This window comes from Agrobacterium sp. 33MFTa1.1 (assembly GCF_004328495.1).
Classification (GTDB): domain Bacteria; phylum Pseudomonadota; class Alphaproteobacteria; order Rhizobiales; family Rhizobiaceae; genus Agrobacterium; species Agrobacterium pusense.
The window spans coordinates 613,321-635,987 of the sequence record NZ_CP036358.1; the positions used below are offsets into that span (position 1 = coordinate 613,321).

Here is a 22,667-nt window from a genome sequence, read left to right on the forward strand (position 1 = left end):
TTTTTTGAGGCAGGCATGGCAACCATACTATTTCAGGCAGCAGGTGCGGCGCTCGGCGGTATTTTTGGGCCCGTGGGAGCGATCATCGGGCGTGCGGCCGGCGCGCTGGCTGGCAACGCCTTGGATCGCGCCTTGCTTTCGGACGGTCGTACCGTGTCCGGGGCACGGCTCTCGGCCGCGCGTATTCCCGGTGCGGATGAAGGCGCCGCGATAAACCGGCTTTACGGTACGGCGAGGATCGGCGGCACCCTGATCTGGGCGACACGTTTCGAAGAAAGCCGTGTCGTGCAGAGACGTGGTGGCAAAGGCAACCGTGGCCCAAGGACGGAAACCTATCGATATTTCGCCAATCTCGCCATCGGTCTCTGCGAGGGGGAGGCGGCCCTCGTGCGGCGCGTCTGGGCCGATGGGCGCGAAATTGACCTGACCGGCATCGAGATGCGCTTTTATCCCGGCAGCGCAACGCAATTGCCCGATCCGCTGATTGAGGCGAAACAGGGGAGCGGCAATGCTCCCGCCTTTCGCGGCCTCGCTTATGTCGTCATCGAGCGCCTGCCGCTTGAAGCCTATGGCAACCGCATTCCGCTCATGCAGTTCGAGGTGGTGCGGCCGGTCGGCGGGCTGGAGAAGTCGATCCGCGCCGTGACCGTCATTCCGGGCTCAACCGAACATGGTTACGCAACGGTGCCGGTTTCCGAGCATACGGGCATGGGTGAAAGCCGCGTGATGAACCGTAACGGCCTGACGGCCGAGACGGACTGGCGCGCTGCCATCGATGAATTGCAGGCGCTTTGCCCCGCTCTTCAAAGCGTGGCGCTGGTGGTGAGCTGGTTCGGCACGGATATGCGGGCGGGCGAATGCCGCATCCTGCCGGGTGTTGAAGTGGGGGACCGGGAGGGCGAGACGACGCCGTGGTCCGTTGCCGGCCTGACACGCGCCGGGGCGCATCCGGTCAGCCATCATCATGGCGGTCCCGCCTATGGCGGCACGCCGAATGATGAAGGCGTGCTGCAGGCGATAGCCGACCTCAAGGCGCGGGGCCTGAAGGTCTGCCTTTATCCCTTTGTGATGATGGACGTGCCGGCGGGCAACGGGCTGCCGGATCCCTATGGCAAGGCCGAACAGGACGCCTATGCCTGGCGGGGGCGCATCACCTGCTTTCCCGCACCCGGGAGGCCCGGATCGGCCGATCGTACCGCCGGTGCGCGGCTGGAGATCGATCGTTTCTGTTCCCGCGCCGAGGGCTATCGACGCATGGTGCTGCATTACGCCGACCTCTCGGTAAAAGCGGGAGGCGTCGACGCCTTCCTGATCGGTTCCGAACTGCGGGGGCTGACGGGGTTGCGCGACGACAACGGCGCCTTTCCCTTCGTGGAGGCGCTGGTGCGGCTCGCGCGCGATGTACGGGCTGTCGTCGGAAGGGCGACGAAACTAACCTACGCTGCGGACTGGAGCGAATATTTCGGTCACCAGCCGGCCGACGGCTCTGGGGACGTGTTCTTCCATCTCGATCCGCTCTGGGCGAGTTCCGACATCGACGCCATTGGCATCGACAATTACATGCCGCTCTCCGACTGGCGCGACGAAGATGCCGCAAACGGCAATCCTGACGGCATGACCGGCCCGGATGACGCTGTGGCCTTCCGCCGCGCCGTTACGGCTGGCGAGGGTTTCGACTGGTTTTATGCAAGCGAAGCCGACCGCACGGCCCGGCGGCGAACCCCCATTGCCGATGGCACAACGGCAAAGCCATGGGTATTCCGCTACAAGGACCTTCGAAACTGGTGGGAAAATCTCCATTACGATCGGCCCGGCGGGAAGGAGAGCACCACGCCGACCGTATGGAGGCCGGGCTCGAAGCCCATCTGGTTCACGGAACTCGGCTGCCCGGCGGTGGACAAGAGCGCGACACGCCCCAATGTCTTTCCTGATCCGAAATCGGCGGAAAACGCCTTTCCCCATTTTTCCCGCAAAAGCAGGGCGGACAGCCAGCAGCGGCGTTTTCTGGAGGCGCATCTGGGGCACTGGGAAAATGGCGATGCCGCGATGGTGGATACGAGCCGGATCTATCTGTGGACCTGGGATGCGCGGCCTTTCCCGGCTTTTCCGCAAAACGGTGCGACGTGGAGCGATGGCGGTAACTGGCGCACGGGCCACTGGCTTAACGGCCGGCTGGGAACGGCGACGCTTGCCGACACCATCGCCGCCATTTTGACGGATCACGGCTTTTCCGCTTTCGACGTCTCCGCCATCAGCGGCGATCTCATCGGTTATGTGCAAGGCGAGGTAACTTCGGCCCGCAGCCTGCTGGAGCCGCTGATCGCGGCATTTCAGCTGGATGTGGCGGAGGATGCAGGTACCCTGCGTTTCCGCTCCCGCAACGGGGCTGTCACGCCCGTTCGGGATCTTTCCATTCTCGCCGATCTGGAGGGTGAACCGCTGTGGTCGGAAAATCGCGGCCACGACAGCGATTTCCCCGCGGAAGCCGTTCTGACCTCGTTCAACCCGGCGCTGGAGTACGAGCAGGCGAGCGTGCGTTCGCGGCGCGTGGAGAATGCCGGCAGCCGTGTCATGCGGCTCGATCTCAACGCCGCTCTATCTTCGGAAACGGCGCAAGCGGCGATCGAGGCGGCCTTGCGCGACAGCCGCCAGGCACGGCGCAGCCTGCGTTTTGCCCTGCCGCCGGGGCAGATTGCGCTGGAACCGGGTGACTGCATCCGTCTCTCAACGGATGCCTTTCCGCAGGCGCCCGCAGGTCGGTTCATGGTCAGCCGTATCGAGGATGGCGCGGTGCGGCAGGTGGAAGCGCGGGCCTTTTCCCCGGCCTTGTCAACTTTTGCCGGTGTGGCGGACGAGCGACGTGCCCGTGGCGCAAGCGGCAGCGAGGGTTTCGCGCCGGAAGTGCTGTTTCTCGATCTGCCGTATCAGGACGGTGCGGCGGCCGAGCAGTCGGCGCGAGTTGCCGCCTTCGCGAAACCCTGGCGGCACATCGTCGTCTCGGCCTCATCAGGCACGGAAGGATACGGCCAGCGCGTCGTGCTAGACCGTCCGGCCAGGATCGCAACGCTGGTAATGCCGTTGAAGCCTGGACCCTCCGGTCGCTTCGACCGTGCAAATACCATCGTGCTCGATCTGCCTTTCGGCGAAGTTGCATCGGCCGAACCGCTTTCGGTGCTGAACGGCGAGAACCGCATCGCCGTGAGGGCGGCGAATGGTGTCTGGGAAATCGTCGCTTTCGCGAAGGCAGAGGAAACCGCGCGGTCGCGCTGGCGGCTTTCTGTTCTCCTGCGCGGCCTTGCCGGCACGGAAGACGCGTTGGCCATCGGTGCGCCGGCAGGGGCGCCGGTGGTTGTTCTGGATGCCGCGGTACAGCCGCTCGGTCTGCTCGCCGGAGAGCGTGGCCGGCGAATGAACTGGATTGTCGAGGCAGCGGAACAGGCCGGCGCGCCGGTCGGGCCTTTCTCCGTCGAGGCCGGATTTCGGGCGCTGACGCCGCTTGCGCCGGTGCATCTTGGCGGGCTGCGAAAAACGGATGGCGTTCTCATCAGCTGGAAACGCCGGGGGCGGATGGACGCCGATGGCTGGGACGCAAGCGAGATTCCGCTGGATGAAGCTTTCGAACGTTATCGGGTGGAGGTGCTGGACGGCGACGAGGTGCGGCGTACCGCCGACGTCTCGGAACCCTTCTGGTTTTATCCAGCAACAGCCGAACTCACAGATTTTCCGGCGCTGCGGGATCACATTTCCGTGCGAGTCCGCCAGCTCGGCCGCGCGGTGCCCCTGGGAGTGGCGGCACAGGCCGTTCTCCCGCTTTCATAAATGCCTGAAAACAAAGCAAAGGACGACAAGATGGACAGTACCAAACCGTGGTATCAATCCCGCACGATATGGGGCGCGCTGATTGCGGTCTTCGCCCCGCTTTTCACCATTGCCGGCTTTGATCTGCCCGCCGGACTTCACGGTGAGCTGGCCGACGGCCTGATGACCGTGGCCGGCGGAATTGGCGGTCTCATCGCGCTTTACGGCCGCCTTTCGGCGACCCGTGCGATCCGCTGACGCAGCCCGCGCAAGCGCCGCTCCCGTTCCGTCTTCCCGCTGCGGGGGCGGCATTCATTTGCCATTCAGACGCTTTGCGCTACATATTCGGTCACAATACGGTTCAAGACGCACCCGTTTTTTTTGTGGAAGTTTGTAGAATGGCATCACCTCTCATCATCGCGACGCTTGCAGCCGGGCTTTCCGGTTTCACGGCGCCCGAGGCTGATTTGCAGGGCCACTACATTCTCGCTGCCAGCGACTGCGGCGCGGCCGTGGCCCGCGTTGTACGCGAAACCGGCGGCCAGCTTCTTTCTGTCTATCCTTCCGGCGACGGTCAGTCCTGTGTCGTCACCGTTCTCGTCCAGGGAAATGGCGAGCGCCCGCGCAAGGTGACGATGCGCGTGCCGATGTAGCTTGCCCGCATCGCCGAAATATCGGAAAACGATCCGAGACATCTAGCATGACCGGCCACGCACGCGGGCCGGGACACAGGAAAGGGCGGACAATGCGTATTCTCGTTGTTGAGGACGATGCCAATCTCAATCGTCAGCTGACCGATGCCCTCAAGGAGGCCGGTTATGTCGTCGATCAGGCATTCGATGGCGAGGAAGGCCATTATCTCGGTGACACCGAGCCCTATGACGCCATCGTTCTTGATATCGGCCTGCCGCAACTCGATGGCATCACCGTCGTCGAAAAATGGCGCGCGGCCGGAAAGGCCATGCCTGTTCTCATCCTGACCGCCCGCGACCGCTGGAGCGACAAGGTGGCGGGCATCGACGCCGGCGCCGATGACTATGTGACAAAGCCTTTCCATGTCGAGGAAGTTCTTGCCCGCGTGCGCGCGCTCATCCGCCGCGCGGCCGGCCACGCTTCTTCCGAACTCGTCTGCGGCCCGGTTCGGCTCGACACAAAGTCCTCCAAGGCGACCGTCAACGGCACGACGCTGAAACTCACCTCGCACGAGTTCCGGCTCCTGTCCTATCTCATGCATCACATGGGTGAGGTCGTATCGCGCACGGAGCTGGTCGAGCATATGTACGATCAGGATTTCGACCGCGATTCCAACACGATCGAGGTATTTGTCGGACGTCTGCGCAAGAAGCTCGGGGTTGATCTGATCGAGACGATCCGTGGTCTCGGTTACCGGATGCAAGCGCCGGCAGATGCGAAGTAATTCTCTCACCGCCCGCGTCCTGCTGCTCGCCTCGCTCTGGTCGGTGCTGGCGCTGGTGGTGATCGCCGTCGTGATATCGACGCTTTACCGCCAGGGCGTGGAGCGCAGCTTCACCGATCTTCTCAGGGCACAGCTCTATAACGTCATCAATTCCGTGACGATTTCCAACGAGAATACGTTGGCCGGCAGCCCGCAGCTTGGCGATCTGCGCTTTTCGCAGCCCGATACCGGCTGGTACTGGGTTGTCGAGCCGCTCGGAAATTTCCAGACCGCGCCGCTGGTCTCTTCCTCGCTCGGCGTTTCCACCCTTCCGGTGCCGAGCATTCTCGATGCCCCCTTCGACAACCGCTACGAGCGCTTTTATGCCGTCACCGACGAGGCCGGCAATCAGGTGCGGGTGGCGGAAACCGAAGTCGTGCTGGATGGCGAGGGGCGTGCAGCGCGTTTCCGTGTCTCCGGCAATCTGAACGTCGTGGAAGACGATGTCCGCGACTTTTCCAACAGCCTTTATCTGGCTCTGGCCGTCTTTGGTGTCGGCAGCCTCGTCGTGAACGGTCTTGCGATTCTCTACAGTCTGCGGCCGCTCGATCAGGCTCGCGTCGCACTTGGCAAGATCAGGGGCGGAGAGGCGGAAAGCCTCGAAGGTGAATTCCCGCGCGAAATCCAGCCGCTTGCCAATGAGGTCAATGCGCTGATCGACAGCAATCGAAGGCTCGTCGAGCGCGCCCGTATGCAGGTCGGCAATCTCGCCCATTCACTGAAGACGCCGATTGCAGTTCTCCTGAACGAAGCCCGCACGCTCGATCCGCAGCACGGCGACCTTGTGCGCGCTCAGGCGGACGCCATGCAGGCGCAGGTGCAATCCTATCTCTCCCGCGCCCGCATCGCCGCCCAGCGCGGCTCCATCCTTGCCCGCGTGGAGGCCGAACCGGCGCTGGAACGGCTGGTGCGTGTCATGCGCCGCCTGAACCCCGACAAGCAGTTCGTGCTGAATTTCGAGCAACCCGGCGCGGTACTCGGCATGGAGCAGCAGGATCTGGAAGAGGTCGTCGGCAATCTTCTCGAAAATGCCGCGCGTTTTGCACAGACGCGTGTGGTCATTACGCTGGCGACCGGCACGCACCCATCCTCCGACGCCGAAATCGCCCGTCGCGCCTGGGTGGAGCTGACGGTGGAGGATGATGGGCCGGGACTTGAGCCGGAACAGATCAGCGAAGCGATGAAGCGTGGGCGGCGATTGGATGAGAGCCGCCCCGGCACGGGCCTCGGATTGTCGATCGTTTCAGAGGTGGTGTCAGAGTACCATGGCCGCTTTTCGCTGTCGCGCAGCGCCATCGGCGGGTTGAAGGCAGATCTGATTTTGCCCGGCCTTTCGAAAGAGCTTGCGTGAGCCGAGAAAAAAGGCAAGAAATTCAACGCTGGTATATTGATGCAATGCGGTAGGAAAGAGGACAGGGTTTGGTTGACGTGTATGATGGCTGCCGCTCCGTGACGATGCGTTCGCTGGTGTCACGCCCGGCACTTCTCTCGATCCTGTGCGTTTCCATGCTGAGCGCCTGCACCACCACGGGCACCCGCCCGGCAGGCGGCGGTCTTTTCGGCCGTTCGTCACAGCCCTCCACGCCCTTCCTTGCCAATCTGGAAGGCGGCATTGTCGGGCGAAGCGGCGTGCAGCTTGACAGGGGTGACCAGACAAAGGCGCTGGAGGCCGAATATAAGGCGCTGGAAACGGCCCCGGTCGGCACGCCTGTCATCTGGACGGGCGATGACGCCAAGGGCCAGGTGGTCGCCAATGCGCCCTATCAGGTTGGCAACCAGAACTGCCGGCAATATTCGCACACCCTGACGGTAGACGGACGCGAAACCCGGGCGCGTGGCGCAGCCTGCCGCAATGCCGATGGAAGCTGGTCGCCGCTGACATAACCGGTTTGACGCAAATCAAGGTCACTGGCCCTTTGCGATGACAAGAGAGGCATGGCGGTGCAGCCGGGGGAAGGGCCTGCGGTGCGGCGTGATGTCTCAAATTCGCGTCATCCCTGCGCTTCATGTTTCCATGTGCCGCGCATTCGAGTAATTGAGCCTTATGTTCTGGATTGTCGTTGCGATATTGACGGCGGCTGTTGCCATCGTCCTGATGTACCCGCTGATGCGGAAGACCGAGGCGCCGCAGACGCGCCGTGACGGTGAGGTTGCCGTTTATCGTGACCAGCTGGCCGAACTGGACCGCGAACGCGCCGCCGGCCTGATCGGGCAGACCGAGGCGGATTATGCCCGCGCCGAAATCGGCCGCCGTCTGCTTGCCGCCGCCGAAGCGGAAGAGCAACCCGGCAAAGAAACCCGGCCGCGCCGGCACAATCTCGCCGCCAGCCTGATCACCATTCTGTTGCCGGCGCTGGGTCTCTGTCTCTACATCTGGAACGGCAGTCCGGAGGTACCGGACATGCCGCTCGAGGCACGCCTTGAAAAGCCCGGCAACGACATGAATCTGCTGGTCGCAAGGGCCGAAAGGCATCTGGCGCAGAACCCGGATGATGGCGCGGGATGGGAAATTCTGGCGCCGATCTATTTCAAGATGCAGCGGCTTGGCGACGCCGAGCTCGCCTATCGCAATGCGCTTCGCATTCTGGGCCCGAGCGCCGAACGATTGACGGGCCTTGGCGAAACGCTCGTGGCCGGCAATGACGGTATCGTCATCGAGGCGGCGCGGGATGCATTTGCCGAGGCGGAAAAGCTTAAACCCGGCAACCCGCGTGCCCGCTTCTATCTCGCGCTGTCGCTGGAACAGGCCGGCAAGGCGGAGGAAGCACGCGCGGCCTTCACTCAGCTGGCGGCAGACGCCCCGGCTGGCGCGCCATGGCTGCCCCTGGTGCGCGAGCATATTGCCCGGACTGGCGGCGAAACGAAACCTGCCGCACCCGGCCCGACGGCCGAGGACATGGCGGCGGCAAAAGACATGACGGCGACCGACCGGCAGGCGATGATTGAAGGTATGGTGGCGAGCCTTGACGCCAAGCTGAAGGATAACCCGGCCGATTTCGAAGGGTGGATGCGGCTCGTGCGTGCCTATTCCGTGCTGAAGAACGAAGCCAAGGCCGGAGAGGCGCTGCGGGCGGGGCTGAAAGCTTTTCCGCCGGAGGGTGAGCAGGGCAGGCAGCTTCTGGCGCTGGCGAAGGAACTCGGCGTTTCCGCCGGACCGATCCGCATGAACGGGAAACAGGATGCCGCGCCGCAGGGAGTGACACAATGACCCGCAAACAGAAACGACTCGCGATCATCGGCGGCGGCATGAGCTTCATCGTGGCGGCCGTGCTGCTGGTCATGTTCGCCTTCGGCCAGTCCATCGCCTATTTCTACATGCCGGCCGATCTGGAAAAAACGCCCGTCAACCCCGGCACGCGCATCCGCCTTGGCGGGCTGGTGGCGGAAGGGTCGATCAAGCGCGGCGAGGGCCGCACGGTGAGCTTCACGGTGACGGATGGCGAAGCGACCGTGCCGGTCAGCTATACCGGCATCCTGCCCGATCTCTTCCGCGAAGGGCAGGGCGTGGTGACCGAAGGCATGTTCGATGCCGCGACCCACGGTTTCGTGGCCGACAGCGTGCTTGCCAAACACGACGAGAACTACATGCCGAAGGAAATTGCCGACCGGCTGAAGGACAAGGGTCTGTGGCAGCAAGGCGCAGAGGGAGAGAAACCCGCGGCCGCAACGCCGGCCGCCGGCACGGCTTCGACTGACAAGACCGGAGCAACCAAATGATCAACGAGATCGGCCATTACGTTCTGGTCCTGGCGCTTGGCGTGGGGCTGATCGTGTCCACGCTGCCGGTCATCGGCGCGCGCCGCAACGACCGGGCGCTGATGGACATCGCTTCGCTCGGCTCGGTGCTGATGTTCCTGCTTGTTGGTTTGTCCTTTGCGGCGCTGACGCGGGCCTATGCCGTCTCGGATTTTTCCGTGCGCAACGTCTGGGAAAACTCCCATTCGCTGATGCCGATGATCTACAAGCTGACCGGTGTATGGGGCAATCACGAAGGCTCCATGCTGCTTTGGCTGCTCATCCTCGTGTTTTTCAGCGCGCTCGTCGCCACCTTCGGCCGCAACCTGCCTGAAACGCTCAAAGCCAATGTTCTTGCCGTGCAGGCATGGATTTCCGTCGCCTTCCTGCTGTTCATCCTGCTCACCTCCAATCCGTTTCTGCGGCTGGAGCCGGTGCCGGCCGAAGGGCAGGATCTGAACCCCATCCTTCAGGATTTCGGCCTCGCCATTCATCCACCGCTGCTTTACCTCGGTTATGTCGGCTTTTCCGTCTGCTTCTCCTTCGCCGTTGCCGCATTGCTGGAAGGCCGTATCGATGCCGCCTGGGCGCGGTGGGTGCGGCCATGGACGCTCGCCGCCTGGACCTTCCTGACCGCGGGCATCTCCATGGGTTCCTACTGGGCCTATTACGAACTCGGCTGGGGCGGCTGGTGGTTCTGGGACCCAGTGGAAAACGCCTCCTTCATGCCGTGGCTTGCCGGCACCGCGCTGCTGCATTCGGCGCTGGTCATGGAAAAGCGCGAGGCGCTGAAAATCTGGACCGTGCTTCTGGCGATCATGACCTTTTCGCTCTCGCTGCTCGGCACCTTCCTCGTTCGCTCCGGTGTTCTCACCTCCGTGCATGCCTTCGCCACCGATCCGAGCCGCGGCATCTTCATTCTCGGCATTCTGACCGTCTTCATCGGCGGCGCCTTCGCGCTCTTTGCATGGCGTGCGCCGTCGCTCAAGGCCGGCGGGCTATTTGCGCCGATTTCGCGTGAGGGATCGCTGGTTCTCAACAACCTGATCCTGACGGTCTCCACCGCGACCGTGCTGATCGGCACGCTCTATCCGCTCATTCTGGAAACGCTGACAGGCGAAAAAATCTCGGTCGGCGCGCCTTTCTTCAATCTCACCTTCGGCCTCCTGATGATCCCGATCCTGATCGTCACCCCGTTTGGGCCGATGCTCGCCTGGAAACGCGGCGATCTCCTGGGCGCATTCCAGCGGCTCTATGTGGCGGCAGCGCTTGCCGCTCTGGCGGGACTGACGCTCTGGTACATTGAAAATGGCGGCCCGGTACTGGCCGCACTCGGCATCGCTGCCGGTTTCTGGCTGATCCTCGGCGCATTTGCCGATCTCTGGTATCGCGCCAATTTCGGCAAGCTCGCTTTCGGTATTGCGTTTCGCCGCCTCAAAGGCCTGCCGCGCTCGGCCTTCGGTACGGCGCTGGCGCATATGGGTCTTGGAATCACCGTTCTCGGCATCGTCATCGTCACCACCTATGAGACCGAGACAGTGCTGGAAATGAAAGAGGGCATGGCGGCGGAAGCGGGCGGCTACAGCCTGACCTTCGACGGCATCCGCCACGCCGTCGGACCGAACTTCACCGAGGATCGCGGCCATTTCACCGTGCGCAAGGCAGGCGTGGAAGTTGCGGATGTCTGGTCGTCCAAGCGGCTTTACACGGCCCGGCGCATGCCGACGACGGAAGCCGGCATCCTGACCTTCGGTCTCAGCCAGCTCTATGTCTCGCTTGGTGACCCCATGGCCGATGGCGGCATGGTGGTGCGCATCTGGTGGAAACCCTTCATCCTGTGCATCTGGGGCGGCACGCTGTTCATGATGGCGGGCGGGTTCATTTCTCTCTCGGACAGGCGATTGAGAGTGGGGGCGCCGAATCGCAAGGCGAAGCCGGTGCGGGCTGCAATGCCGGAGGCGGCGGAATGAGTGTGGAGCGTGCGGCAGGTTTCTTCTCCCCCACGGGGAGAAGTGCCGAGCAAAGCGAGGCGATGAGGGGGAAGCCGCATACACTGAGAGTTATGGCTGGCGTGGGCCCCCTCATCCGACCCTTCGGGCCTCCTTCTCCCCGGCGGGGAGAAGAAATGCGCCGCACTCTTTCGGGATTGCCTCGGATGCTGGCGGGTTTTCTGCTTCTCTTCGCTGTGCTTGTCTCAGCATCTCCCGCTTCCGCCTTCAACCCGGATGAAGTCCTCAAGGACCCCGTGCTCGAACAGCGAGCCCGCAACCTCACCTCCCAGCTTCGCTGCATGGTATGCCAGAACCAGTCGATCGATGACAGCAACGCCGAACTGGCGCGTGACCTGCGCGTTCTGGTGCGCGAACGGCTGGTCGAGGGTGACAGCGACAAGGCGGTCATCGACTATGTCGTGTCGCGCTATGGCGAATTCGTGCTTCTCAAACCGCGCCTCAGCCTGCGCACCGTGCTTTTGTGGGGCGCACCCATCGGCCTCACCCTTGTGGGAATTTTCGCCGTCTTCGTCTTTTCGCGTCGCCGCGCCACCCTTGAACAGCCACAAAAACTGAGCGCGGATGAAGAAGAAAGAATTCGCAACCTCATTGAAAAATAACTGTTTTTCATTTTTTCCCACGGTTCTTTCTCAACATTACGGATTTTTCATTCCTCAGACACTTCGCCGTAAGGTGTCGCCTCCTATATCTTCATCATCCACCGCTTCCCCGGTCACACGGGTTCCAGTCTGAATGAAGAAAGAAGGTACACCATGTCTCATTCGCAAAACGGCCATTCCTCGCTGAAGACAGCCCTGAAGGCCACGACGGTTGGCGGCCTTGCGGCGCTGATGCTTTCCACCGGCATTGCCGCACCTATCCTCCACTCTTTTGCGGCCCCCGTCGAGGTGACTGCGCCGCAGGTTCCGAGCTTCGCCAACGTGGTCGATGCGGTATCGCCCGCCGTCGTCTCCGTTCGCGTTCAGTCGAACGTGCAGCCCGCTTCCGATGATTCCAGCAATTTCTCCTTTAATTTCGGTGGCCGTGGCCTTGACCAGCTTCCGGATGACCATCCGCTCAAGCGCTTCTTCAAGGAATTCGGCGGCCCGAACCAGGATCGCTCCGACCGCGGCCCCAATCGCCACCGTGACGGCAAGGGTCCGCTGCGCCCCGTCGCTCAGGGCTCCGGCTTCTTCATTTCCGAAGATGGTTACATCGTCACCAACAACCACGTCGTCGATGACGGCTCCGCCTATACGATCGTGATGAATGACGGCACCGAACTCGACGCCAAGCTCGTCGGCCGCGATCCGCGCACCGATCTGGCACTCCTCAAGGTCGATGTGAACCGCAAGTTCACCTACGTTCAGTTTGCCGATGACAGCAAGATCCGCGTCGGTGACTGGGTCGTCGCCGTTGGCAACCCCTTCGGCCTTGGCGGCACGGTGACTTCCGGCATTATCTCGGCCCGTGGCCGTGATATCGGCTCCGGCCCCTATGACGACTACCTGCAGATCGACGCCGCCGTGAACCGCGGCAACTCGGGCGGTCCCGCCTTCAACCTCAACGGTGAAGTGGTTGGCATCAACACCGCCATCTTCTCGCCCTCGGGCGGCAATGTCGGCATCGCCTTCGCCATTCCGGCATCGGTCGCCAAGGACGTGATCGCCGACCTGCAGAAGGACGGCAAGGTAGAGCGCGGCTGGCTCGGCGTGCAGATCCAGCCCGTCAGCAAGGACATCGCCGAATCGCTCGGCCTTTCCGAAGCCAAGGGCGCTCTGGTCGTTTCGCCGCAGTCCGGCTCGCCGGGCGACAAGGCAGGCATCAAGCAGGGTGACATCATCACCGCCGTCAACGGCGAACCCGTCAAGGATGCCCGCGACCTGTCACGCCGCATCGGCGGCATCGCGCCGAACAGCAAGGTGGAAATCTCGCTGTGGCGCGGTGGCAAGTCTCAGTCGGTCACGGTGACGCTCGGTGATCTCGCCAGCGACGATGCCTCCAAGGCGACCCCGAGCCAGAACGACGACAAGGGCGGTCAGTCTTCCAGCGAGAAGGTGCTGTCCAGCCTCGGCCTTACGGTGGCCCCCGCCGATGACGGCAACGGGCTTGCCATCACCGATGTCGACCCTGACAGCGATGCCGCTGCCCGTGGCCTGAAGACGGGTGAGAAGATCACCTCGGTCAACAACCAGCAGGTCGCATCCGCCGCCGATATCGAGAAGATCCTCGAGCAGGCGAAGAAAGACGGACGCTCCAAGGCGCTGTTCCAGATCCAGACGGATGACGGCAGCCGCTTCATCGCTCTGGATATCGACCAGGGTTGATAGGCTGAAAGGCGATGCCGGTTCTTTCGGGAGCCGGCGTCGCTAAGGAATGTGTCTCGCCTATAGGACGAGGCAGAACATATGGAATGAGCGCGTGCCACTTGTTTCTTCTCCCCGAGGGGGAGAAGGTCGCGGCGGCGGGATGAGGTGGCAAGGGTAGCGATAGACTGCGCGCTTGCCCCCTCATCCGACCCTTCCCCGGCGGGGAGAAGAAAGGACCTGCAATGCCGGTCCAGGCAGTATCGCGGAGGAAACCTCATGGAAAACAAGGTTCAGGAAATGTCTGTCGCATCTGTTTCCGGTTGTGCGGAAAAGGGCGAGGGCGCTATTGTCCCGCACATGAAGATTCTTGTCATTGAAGACGACCTCGAGGCTGCGGCCTATATGACCAAGGCGTTCCGCGAAGCCGGGATCGTCGCCGACCACGCCAGCGATGGTGAAAGCGGCCTGTTCATGGGCTGCGAGAATGTCTACGACGTCATGGTGATCGACCGCATGTTGCCGCGCCGCGACGGGCTTTCCGTCATCAGCGAACTGCGCCGCCGCGGCATCGAGACGCCGGTTCTTATCCTTTCGGCGCTGGGGCAGGTGGATGACCGCGTGACCGGCCTGCGTGCCGGCGGTGACGATTATCTGCCGAAACCCTATGCCTTCTCCGAACTGCTCGCCCGTATCGAAGTGCTTGGCCGCCGCAAGGGCAAGCCCGAGCAGGACATGATCTATCGCGTCGGCGATCTCGAGTTGGACCGCCTGTCCCACGATGTGCGCCGGGGTGGCAAGGAAATCCTCCTTCAGCCGCGCGAATTTCGCCTGCTGGAATATCTGATGAAGAATGCCGGCCAGGTGGTGACCCGCACGATGCTTCTCGAAAATGTCTGGGATTACCATTTCGATCCGCAGACCAATGTCATCGACGTGCATGTTTCCCGCCTGCGCTCGAAGATTGAGAAGGACTTCGAGAAGCCGCTGCTGAAGACCATTCGCGGTGCGGGCTACATGATGAAGGACGAGGGCTGATTGCCGAAAATGGCCCGCCTCAGAATATTGTTCAGGTCGACAGCGGTGCGCCTTTCGGCGCTCTATATCCTGCTGTTTGCGCTCTGCGCGGCGTTCCTTGTTTTTTATGTCACTGCGCTTTCCGAAAGGCTGCTGAACCAGCAGACGCGTGACGCTGTGCTGCAGGAAGTCTCGGATGTGCAGCGCATCTATAATCGCGGCGGTATCAATCCGCTGCTGAGGATGATGGAGCGCCGTGCCCGCCAGCCGGGAGCGAGCCTTTACATCATCGCCGGGCCGAATGGTGAAATTCTGGCCGGCAACGTCGCCTCCGTGCAGCCCGGTGTTTTCGACAAGGAAGGCTGGACCGGCTTTCCCTTCCGTTATGAGCGTTATTCCGAGAGCGGCGACAGCGTGCAGCATCTTGCCACGGCCAATGTTTTCGTTCTGGACAACGGGCTGCGCATCCTGATCGGCCGCGACCTCGGCGAGCCGACCAAATTCCGCGCCCTGGTGCGGAATGCCCTGATGGTGGCGCTCGCCATCATGAGCGGCGGCGCCCTGCTGATCTGGTTCGGCATCGGCCGCAATGCACTGAAACGCATCGACCGCATGTCGGCGGCAACCAAGAAGATCATGGCCGGCGACCTTTCGCAGCGTCTGCCGCAGGGCCGCTCCGGCGATGAGTTCGACAGGCTGTCCGGCTCGCTTAACGCCATGCTTGGCCGCATCGAGAAGCTGAATGAAGGCCTGCGGCAGGTTTCCGACAATATCGCCCATGACCTGAAGACGCCGCTGACGCGCTTGCGCAACAAGGCCGCCGCGGCACTGGACGATGATGACGAAACGAAACGCCGCGCAGCCCTTGAAGGCATTATCGCCGAGTCCGACCAGCTCATCCGCACTTTCAATGCGCTGCTGATGATTTCCCGTGTAGAGGCCGGTTCCATCGCCGCCGAAATGACTGAAGTGGACGTCTCGGCGATTGCCGAAGACAGCGCCGAACTCTACGAGCCGGTGGCCGAGGATGCGGGGCTCGCGCTGGAAACCGAAATCGAACAGGGCCTCGTCGTCAAGGGCAACCGTGAATTGATCGGCCAGGCGCTTTCGAACCTTATAGACAACGCCATGAAATATGCCTGCGAAGGCGAGGGTGACAAAAAACTCGTCGTTCGTCTGGCAAAGGCCCCTGGCGCAATCCTGCTTTCCGTTGCCGATAATGGTCCCGGTATTCCTGCCGACAAGCGCGGCGAGGTGCTGAAACGCTTCGTGCGGTTGGATGAAAGCCGCTCCAAGCCCGGCACGGGCCTTGGCCTGTCGCTGGTGGAGGCGGTGATGGAACTGCATGGCGGGTCGCTGGAGCTTTCGGACACCGACGCCTCCAACACCGCCTGCCCGGGGCTGACAGTCTCCATGGTTTTTCCAGACAATAGCCGCTGAAGAGAGCCGGCGAGTGTATTCCGGCGGGGAGTTGTGCCCCGCCAGACGACAATCCTCGCGTTAGAATGTGTAGGCCAGGCCCACCATTGCAAACGGCTGGATATCTTTTTTGGACAGCGGGCTGTCCTTGGCATCGCCCAGCAGGAAACCGACGCCTCCGGTGCCGGTGATCGACCAGTTCTCGGTCATCAGGTAGGTGACGGAGGCGCTGGCGTCGACGCGCTTGAAGCCGGATTTGGCGTCGAAGCGACGCAGGCCCGAACGGGCGGATTGCGCCGAGGTCACACCGAAATAGGATTTCATGTGCTTGTCGTCAGCCCAGGTGGCGGAGAGGTCCGCTCCGAGGATGAACTGGTCGACCTTATGGGAAACGCTGGCGCCGATCGAGGCTGTCAGGCCCTCGCTGCCATTGATGGTCTTGTCGACCTTGGCGTAGATTTCGAAGGGTTCAGCGTCATAGGCGATAACGCCGCCAATGACGCCGCCTGCCTTGATATCGCCCATCCCGCGCAGGTTTTTCCTGTCGTCCTTTTCCTTGCGCCCGGGCTCCCAGCCGCCTTTCACTCCCAGCCGGAAGCCATTGCTGTTCAGCAGGTTGACGGTGACGCCGCTGAAATCAATGCTCAACATGTCCCCATAGGCGACGGAGACCAGCGGCACGGCGCCGGCCTCCAGCTTGTCCGACCCCTCATATTTCGGGGCATAGGCGGCGCCGACACCGAGCGTGATTTTCCAGTCGCTGGAACTGCTGTAGCGGGAATTATCGAAACCGGCCTGCGGATCGGCCATGCGGTCCGATTTGCCGATATCGGCGGCGAAAACCGGCGCGTAGACCGCTTGTGCCACCGGCAGCGCCGTCAGGCAAAGCGCCATGGCGCACAGGCTCTTTTGCCATTTCATTGTAAAAATCTGTTTCATGATCATATCCGTTGCAGCACCGCGTGTTTGAAAACCGGGGAGTCGGGTTTCGTTGAGGAGAACGCTACGTGGGCACAATTGCGGAGACATTACGCGGCATTGCGATGCGCCGCCGAAACCGTGGTCGCGCCAGCAGGGTTTCGGAAAATTCGGCAAAAGCGGTTTTCCTGATCGCAAAGCGCGCCGCATTTGTTACAACGCAGGTGATATGTGCCTGCAGGCTTCGGTGATGCAACGGCAGGATGGCTAGCGTGGGGAGAGCGGCCCGTCCTGAAAAATCCGGTATGGCCGAAGGACAAACGGGCTCGGGAGAGGGAGAGAAGCATTGACGAAACCGGAAAGCGCCGAAAGGCGGCTGAACGACGTGCTGGCGGGCGTGATCCGCCCCTATACGCAGACCGAGCTGAAATCCGTGCTCTCCACTCTGAAAGACATCGGCAGAAGCGAGCCGGCGGTGGCCGCGCTGCTTGCCGACGAAAGCGCCCTGAAAGACTTCGTTGCCGCGGCCTTCACGCTCTCCCCCTACCTGCGCGACATGGCGGCGGCCGATGAGGGGCTGTTGTCACTGGCCATTTCAAAACCTCTGGAGCCACTGCTCGCCGATCTCGTGCGTCAGGCGCGCGATTGCTGGAAACCGGGAGAGGACGGCGGCATACCGAGCGAAAACGAGGTAATGTCGAGGCTCCGGATCGCCAAACGGCGGCTCTCCTTCGTCGCGGCACTTGCCGATCTCGCCCGTATCTTCACTGCGCGTGACACGACCCGCTGGCTGAGCGACATGGCGGATGCGGCACTCTCTGCCGCCATCGATCACCTTCTGCTGTCGGCCCATGAGAGTGGCAAGCTGAAACTGAAGGATGTTGCCGCCCCCAGCGAAGGATCGGGCCTCATCGTGCTCGGCATGGGTAAGCTCGGTGCCCGCGAACTCAATTATTCCTCCGATATCGACGCCGTGGTGTTTTTCGAACCCTCCGCCGGGATCATGGACGACCCCTACGACGCGACGGAGAATTTCGGACGCATGATGCGCCGTCTGGTGCGCATCATGCAGGAGCGCACGGCCGATGGTTATGTCTTCCGCACCGATCTGCGGCTGCGGCCAGACCCGGGCTCCACACCGCTCGCCATCCCCGTGGAAGCGGCACTGCTTTATTACGAGGGCAGGGGCCAGAACTGGGAGCGCGCTGCCTATATCAAGGCACGGCCGGTGGCGGGCGATATCAAGGCGGGTGAGAATTTCCTGCGCGAGCTCACGCCCTTCATCTTCCGCAAATATCTCGATTATGCGGCGATTGCCGATATTCATTCCATCAAGCGGCAGATCCACGCCCATAAGGGCCACGGCGCGATTGCGGTGAAGGGCCACAATGTCAAGCTCGGGCGCGGCGGCATCCGCGAGATCGAGTTTTTCGCCCAGACGCAGCAGCTGATCGCCGGCGGCCGAATGCCGGCGCTGCGGGTGCGCGCAACGCAGGAGGCGCTGGCGGCGCTGACCGAGGCGAAATGGATCGACGCCGAGACCCGTGACAGCCTGACGGATGCCTATTGGTTCCTTCGCGAGGTGGAACATCGCATCCAGATGGTGCGCGATGAGCAGACCCATGTGTTGCCCGATACCGAAGCCGAACTGAAGCGCATCGCCTTCATGCTGGGTTTCGAGGATACCAAGGCCTTCTCGGAAAAGCTGGAAGAGGTGCTGCGGCTGGTGGAGCGGCGTTATTCGGCGCTGTTCGAACAGGAAGTGAAACTGTCAGGCGAGGCCGGCAATCTGGTGTTCACCGGTCAGAAGGACGATCCCGATACGTTAAAGACGCTCTCCGCCCTCGGTTTCGAGCGGCCGGAGGATATCTCCCGCGTCATCCGCACCTGGCACAATGGCCGTTACCGGGCGACTCAGTCGGTCGAGGCCCGCGAGCGGCTGACGGAATTGACGCCGGACCTGCTGCGCGCCTTTGGTGAGAGCAAGCGGGCCGACGAGGCGCTGCTGCGCTTTGACAATTTCCTCTCCGGCCTGCCGGCAGGCATCCAGCTTTTCTCGCTGCTCGGCAACAACCCGGCGCTGCTCGACCTGCTGGTAACGATCATGTCCTCCGCGCCGCGTCTGGCCGAAATCATCGCCGCCCGCCCGCATGTCTTTGACGGCATGCTGGACCCGGCTTTGATGAGCGACATCCCGACACGCGACTATCTCGCTCACCGCATGGGCAGTTTCCTCTCCAATGCCCGCCATTACGAGGATATTCTCGACCGGCTGCGTATCTTTGCCGCTGAGCAGCGCTTCCTCATCGGCGTGAGGCTTCTGACCGGCGCGATCCGTGGCGAAGTCGCCGCCCGTGCTTTCACGCATCTTGCCGATCTGGTGATCGAGGCGGCGTTGAATGCGGTGCTGGCGGAGATGGAGGCGGCACATGGGCCCTATCCCGGCGGCCGTGTCGCCGTGATGGGAATGGGCAAGCTCGGCTCCTTCGAGCTGACGGCCGGATCGGATGTCGATCTCATCCTGCTTTACGATTATGATGATGCCGCCCATGAATCGACCGGCGCAAAACCGCTCGATGTGGTGCGTTATTTCACCCGCGTGACCCAGCGGTTGATTGCCGCCCTGTCGGCCCCGACGGCAGAAGGCGTGCTTTACGAGGTCGACATGCGGCTTCGCCCCTCCGGCAACAAGGGGCCGGTGGCGACCCGCATTTCCGCCTTCGAAAAATACCAGCGTGAGGAGGCCTGGACCTGGGAGCACATGGCGCTGTCGCGCGCCCGCCTGATCTGCGGCGATGCCTCGCTGATGGAAGATGCGCGCCGCATCATTGCTTCCGTCCTGTCGCAAAAGCGGGATGTGGCCAAGGTCTCGGCCGATGTGTTGGAAATGCGCAGCCTCATCGAGCAGGAAAAACCGCCGGAAAATAATTGGGACTTCAAACTCATCAATGGCGGCCTGATCGACCTTGAATTCATCGCCCAATATCTGGCGCTCGTAGGGCCTGCGAAGGGGCTTGCCGCGCACGAACCGGGGCGCAACACGGCCGAGGCGCTCCAGGCGCTCGCCGCTCCGGTGATGGAGCCGCAGGCCTTCGATGACTGCATGGCGGCGATGGGGCTTTATACCGAGATATCGCAGATCGTAAGGCTGTGCATCGACGGCACGTTCAATCCGAAGGAAGCGCCGGCGGGCCTCACTGATCTCGTGTGCCGAGCGGGGGATTGCCCTGACATTCCGACGCTGGAGGGAGAGGTGAAGCGGCTGGCGAAGGCGGTGCGGAAGGCGTTTGTGGCGGTGGTGAAGAATGGGGGGTGATGTCGGTGGGTGTGGCTTACCCCCCTCTGCCCTGCCGGGCATCTCCCCCTCAAGGGGGGAGATCGGCAAGATCCGCTATCGCCACTTCATTCTCTAACGTCGAGATGGGCAAAACCTTGCCGCATATCTATCTCCCCACCTGTGGGGGAGATGCCCGGCAGGGCAGAGGGGGGTGAACCACACCCACCAAGCTTCAATGCACCGTCCCACAAACCCCCGCCGCATGCGGAATAATAATCGTCACCACCGTGCCACGCCCCTCACAGGAACGAATTTTCATCGTTCCGCCATGCAGCTTCACCAGCGAGCGGGAAATCGCAAGCCCGAGACCGGAGCCGCCCTGGCTCTTGGCATATTGGCTCTGCACCTGCTCAAAGGGCTGACCGATCTTTTCCAGCGCCTGTGTCGGAATGCCGATACCGGTGTCGGCGATGGTGAGGATCATCGCAGCCTCATGCACATGGGTGCGCAGCGCAATGCTGCCGCCGTCGCCGGTGAATTTCACGGCATTGGAGAGCAGGTTGAGCATGATCTGCTTCATGGCGCGGCGGTCGCCCTGCATGGTGAGGCCGGCGCAGACCTTCTGCTGCACGGTGATGTTCTTCTGTCCGGCCTGGATGGCGGTCAGACGCAGCGTTTCTTCGATCAGCGGCGCGAGATCGATGGTCTCGCGGTTGATGCGCATATGGCCCGCCTCAATCTTCGACATGTCGAGAATATCGTTGATGACGTTGAGCAGATGTTTGCCACTGTCATGGATGTCGCGCGCATATTCGGAATATTTGGGAGAACCCACGGGGCCGAACATCTCGTTCAGCAGTATTTCGGAGAAGCCGAGGATGGCGTTTAGCGGCGTGCGCAGCTCATGGCTCATATTGGCAAGGAATTCCGATTTCGCCCGGTTGGCGGCCTGGGCGCGCTCTTTTTCGGCAAGGTAGTTGGCGTTGGCGTCAGAAAGCTCGGTCTTCTGGCGCTCCAGCTTGTGCTGCGAGGCAGAGAGATCGCCGATGGTGGCCATCAGTCGCCGCTCGGAATCGCGCAGCCGTTCCTGGTGGCGCTTCAGAAGCGTGATGTCGGTGCCGACCGAGACGAGGCCGCCATCGCGGGTGCGGCGTTCGTTGATCTGCAGCCAGCGATCGTCGGCAAGCTGCACCTCCGTGGTGCGGGACAGGCCAGACTGATCGGGATCGGCAACGCGACGTTCGACGACCGGCCGGGCTGCTGCGGCATAAACCGTGGATTTCTCCGTGCCTGCCACCAGCACGCTGTCCGGCAGGCCATAGGCCTTCTGGTAATGGGTATTGCACATGACGAGACGGTCGTTCTTGTCCCACAGCACGAAAGCTTCGGACGTGGATTCGATGGCGTCGGCAAGGCGCTGGTCGGCCTCGGCATAGCGCTGCGCAAGGCGGTGCTGTTCGGTGACATCCATGGCAATGCCGATGACACGCGGCCCATTATTGGTGCGGATGACCTGGGCGCGGGCACGCAACCAGACATAATGGCCCTTGGTGTGGCGCATGCGGAAGATCTGGTCGATCTGGCGCAGGTTGCCGCAGCCGACAGCCCGGGCAAGCTCATAGAGATTGCCGTCTTCGGAATGCATCATTCGCGCCGCATCGGAGAAGGACAGCGGTGTCGCCTTGGGCGGCATACCGAGAATCTCGTAAAGCGAACCGGACCAGAACATGCGCCGGGTGGAAAGGTCGAAATCCCACAGGCCGCAACGGCCGCGCGAGAGCGCCGTCTCCACCCGCAGGTTGGATTCGGCGAAGATGTCGTCGGCATCGCGGGCGCGCTTCACCTGCATGTAATAGGCATAGAGCACCACGAGCAGGATGGAGGAAATGCCCGCGAACAGCGTGACATTCATGGCGATTTCGCTGCGCCAGAACGAGCGGATCGGCTGCAGCGACCGCGCCGCGATGACCATGGCACCATCGTTTCCGAAGGGGATCATCGTCGCGTAATGCTGCTGGCCGTCTATATTGGTCTCGATGGTTCCGGGAGCGCCGGGAAAACGCTGCACGATGGCGATTTCCGGCAGCAGGGCAGGCAGGGAGGTGCCAATGTAAAGCATTGCCTCCTTGCCGGAACCGGCAAAAATACGACCGTTGCTGCCCGACAGCAGCACCATGGTACCATCGGCAAGACTTCCCTGCGGCAACGCGGCGACAAGGCTTGCCTCGGCGCGGGTGCGGTCCTGCGAGGTGAAAACAGTGCCGTCGTTCAGCAGGGCCGCCTTGGCGGTCAGCGCCGTCAAAGCCGTGGAGTGGCGGGCGGCTTCTTCCATGCGGCTGTATTCGGCGACGATGCCCAGCATGCGCGAGGCCGCCACGACCACCAGAAATGCGAGGATGAGAATGGGAATGAGGCGCTTCAGCAGGGTCTCGACCTGCGGCATGGGCCGTTCCGCGCCGCTCATCAAACCCATCAGGTCACTGGAAAGCTTTTCGCCCCAGGCCGCTAGATCAGAAAATTTGGCATACGGCCGCTCATCGCCCGCAGTCGCCCGCCGCACGTTCGTCATTGTCCCGCCTTTTAGATGTCCCCGTGATTCGAAGCGCCGCCGCTCGAATATCTCTAATGAATCAAATGGGATTCGCCCTGTCCAGAGGCAAAAGTTAAAAGAATTTTAACCCCTTGAACCGACTCCGTATTTTTTCGGGACAGTCTGCTTCCGCTTCGGCAAAAGCGGGATTCATGAAGAA

16 protein-coding genes are annotated in these 22,667 nt (G+C 62.3%); 14 read left to right on the plus strand and 2 right to left on the minus strand.

The genetic code is table 11. The features are described from left to right. Positions 1-15 precede the first annotated feature (15 nt). From EYD00_RS03155 to EYD00_RS03215, 13 genes are all read left to right on the plus strand, one after another. Positions 16-3,819 carry a baseplate multidomain protein megatron gene (locus EYD00_RS03155; protein ID WP_034495879.1) on the plus strand — a complete coding sequence of 1,268 codons (3,804 nt, stop codon included), beginning with the start codon at positions 16-18 and terminating at the stop codon, positions 3,817-3,819. Positions 3,820-3,849: 30 nt separating this feature from the next. Then, positions 3,850-4,056, plus strand: coding sequence for a hypothetical protein (locus EYD00_RS03160; RefSeq protein ID WP_004440775.1), 207 nt, complete (start codon positions 3,850-3,852; stop codon positions 4,054-4,056). Positions 4,057-4,196: 140 nt separating this feature from the next. After that, the gene (locus tag EYD00_RS03165) at positions 4,197-4,451 is read left to right on the plus strand and encodes a hypothetical protein (protein ID WP_003497070.1); all 255 of its coding nucleotides are present in this window, start codon (positions 4,197-4,199) and stop codon (positions 4,449-4,451) included. A gap of 92 nt (positions 4,452-4,543) precedes the next feature. Then, positions 4,544-5,215, plus strand: coding sequence for a response regulator transcription factor (locus EYD00_RS03170; protein WP_003509815.1), 672 nt, complete (start codon positions 4,544-4,546; stop codon positions 5,213-5,215). Continuing rightward, positions 5,205-6,605, plus strand: a complete 1,401-nt coding sequence (locus EYD00_RS03175) for an ATP-binding protein (protein ID WP_004440792.1) — start codon at positions 5,205-5,207, stop codon at positions 6,603-6,605. Before EYD00_RS03170 ends, EYD00_RS03175 begins: the two co-directional genes overlap by 11 nt. A 104-nt stretch (positions 6,606-6,709) precedes the next feature. Further along, on the plus strand, positions 6,710-7,138 hold the full coding sequence (locus EYD00_RS03180; protein WP_034496260.1) for an RT0821/Lpp0805 family surface protein: 429 nt from the start codon (positions 6,710-6,712) through the stop codon (positions 7,136-7,138). Between the two features lie 160 nt (positions 7,139-7,298). Further along, the gene (ccmI, locus tag EYD00_RS03185) at positions 7,299-8,462 is read left to right on the plus strand and encodes a c-type cytochrome biogenesis protein CcmI (protein ID WP_004440796.1); all 1,164 of its coding nucleotides are present in this window, start codon (positions 7,299-7,301) and stop codon (positions 8,460-8,462) included. Then, positions 8,459-8,971, plus strand: a complete 513-nt coding sequence (gene ccmE, locus EYD00_RS03190) for a cytochrome c maturation protein CcmE (protein ID WP_034495873.1) — start codon at positions 8,459-8,461, stop codon at positions 8,969-8,971. The genes ccmI and ccmE overlap by 4 nt, the downstream gene beginning before the upstream one ends. Next, positions 8,968-10,959 carry a heme lyase CcmF/NrfE family subunit gene (locus tag EYD00_RS03195; protein ID WP_004440801.1) on the plus strand — a complete coding sequence of 664 codons (1,992 nt, stop codon included), beginning with the start codon at positions 8,968-8,970 and terminating at the stop codon, positions 10,957-10,959. Before ccmE ends, EYD00_RS03195 begins: the two co-directional genes overlap by 4 nt. Positions 10,960-11,144: 185 nt before the next feature. Then, positions 11,145-11,600 (plus strand): cytochrome c-type biogenesis protein, encoded by a 456-nt coding sequence (locus tag EYD00_RS03200; protein WP_034495871.1) that lies wholly within the window; start codon positions 11,145-11,147, stop codon positions 11,598-11,600. A gap of 153 nt (positions 11,601-11,753) precedes the next feature. Then, a complete protein-coding gene (locus tag EYD00_RS03205) occupies positions 11,754-13,307 on the plus strand; it encodes a Do family serine endopeptidase (RefSeq protein ID WP_004440808.1) in 1,554 nt (517 codons plus the stop codon). A 258-nt stretch (positions 13,308-13,565) separates the two neighbouring features. Continuing rightward, entirely contained in the window at positions 13,566-14,324 is a 759-nt protein-coding gene (locus tag EYD00_RS03210; protein ID WP_004440811.1) for a response regulator transcription factor, read from the plus strand. Between the two features lie 9 nt (positions 14,325-14,333). Further along, positions 14,334-15,743, plus strand: a complete 1,410-nt coding sequence (locus EYD00_RS03215; RefSeq protein ID WP_034495866.1) for a sensor histidine kinase — start codon at positions 14,334-14,336, stop codon at positions 15,741-15,743. 60 nt (positions 15,744-15,803) lie between these two features. Here EYD00_RS03215 and EYD00_RS03220 read toward each other — a convergent pair whose 3' ends face one another. Beyond that, the gene (locus EYD00_RS03220; protein ID WP_006700327.1) at positions 15,804-16,667 is read right to left on the minus strand and encodes a MipA/OmpV family protein; all 864 of its coding nucleotides are present in this window, start codon (positions 16,665-16,667) and stop codon (positions 15,804-15,806) included. Positions 16,668-16,986: 319 nt separating this feature from the next. On the opposite strand from EYD00_RS03220, the gene EYD00_RS03225 reads away from it, so the two are divergent. Further along, a complete protein-coding gene (locus EYD00_RS03225; RefSeq protein WP_004440818.1) occupies positions 16,987-19,956 on the plus strand; it encodes a bifunctional [glutamine synthetase] adenylyltransferase/[glutamine synthetase]-adenylyl-L-tyrosine phosphorylase in 2,970 nt (989 codons plus the stop codon). A 193-nt stretch (positions 19,957-20,149) separates the two neighbouring features. Here EYD00_RS03225 and EYD00_RS03230 read toward each other — a convergent pair whose 3' ends face one another. After that, positions 20,150-22,486: a PAS domain-containing sensor histidine kinase gene (locus tag EYD00_RS03230; RefSeq protein ID WP_004440821.1), complete on the minus strand. Its 2,337-nt coding sequence runs from the start codon at positions 22,484-22,486 to the stop codon at positions 20,150-20,152. Between the last annotated feature and the right edge of the window lie 181 nt (positions 22,487-22,667).

Excerpts from the sequence above, each read along its gene's own strand:
- EYD00_RS03155 (WP_034495879.1), top strand. The coding sequence starts at position 16 with ATGGCAACCATACTATTTCAGGCAGCAGGTGCGGCGCTCGGCGGTATT.
- EYD00_RS03160 (WP_004440775.1), top strand. The coding sequence starts at position 3,850 with ATGGACAGTACCAAACCGTGGTATCAATCCCGCACGATATGGGGCGCG.
- EYD00_RS03165 (WP_003497070.1), top strand. The coding sequence starts at position 4,197 with ATGGCATCACCTCTCATCATCGCGACGCTTGCAGCCGGGCTTTCCGGT.
- EYD00_RS03170 (WP_003509815.1), top strand. The coding sequence starts at position 4,544 with ATGCGTATTCTCGTTGTTGAGGACGATGCCAATCTCAATCGTCAGCTG.
- EYD00_RS03175 (WP_004440792.1), top strand. The coding sequence starts at position 5,205 with ATGCGAAGTAATTCTCTCACCGCCCGCGTCCTGCTGCTCGCCTCGCTC.
- EYD00_RS03180 (WP_034496260.1), top strand. The coding sequence starts at position 6,710 with ATGCGTTCGCTGGTGTCACGCCCGGCACTTCTCTCGATCCTGTGCGTT.
- ccmI (WP_004440796.1), top strand. The coding sequence starts at position 7,299 with ATGTTCTGGATTGTCGTTGCGATATTGACGGCGGCTGTTGCCATCGTC.
- ccmE (WP_034495873.1), top strand. The coding sequence starts at position 8,459 with ATGACCCGCAAACAGAAACGACTCGCGATCATCGGCGGCGGCATGAGC.
- EYD00_RS03195 (WP_004440801.1), top strand. The coding sequence starts at position 8,968 with ATGATCAACGAGATCGGCCATTACGTTCTGGTCCTGGCGCTTGGCGTG.
- EYD00_RS03200 (WP_034495871.1), top strand. The coding sequence starts at position 11,145 with ATGCTGGCGGGTTTTCTGCTTCTCTTCGCTGTGCTTGTCTCAGCATCT.
- EYD00_RS03205 (WP_004440808.1), top strand. The coding sequence starts at position 11,754 with ATGTCTCATTCGCAAAACGGCCATTCCTCGCTGAAGACAGCCCTGAAG.
- EYD00_RS03210 (WP_004440811.1), top strand. The coding sequence starts at position 13,566 with ATGGAAAACAAGGTTCAGGAAATGTCTGTCGCATCTGTTTCCGGTTGT.
- EYD00_RS03215 (WP_034495866.1), top strand. The coding sequence starts at position 14,334 with ATGGCCCGCCTCAGAATATTGTTCAGGTCGACAGCGGTGCGCCTTTCG.
- EYD00_RS03220 (WP_006700327.1), bottom strand. The coding sequence starts at position 16,667 with ATGATCATGAAACAGATTTTTACAATGAAATGGCAAAAGAGCCTGTGC.
- EYD00_RS03230 (WP_004440821.1), bottom strand. The coding sequence starts at position 22,486 with ATGACGAACGTGCGGCGGGCGACTGCGGGCGATGAGCGGCCGTATGCC.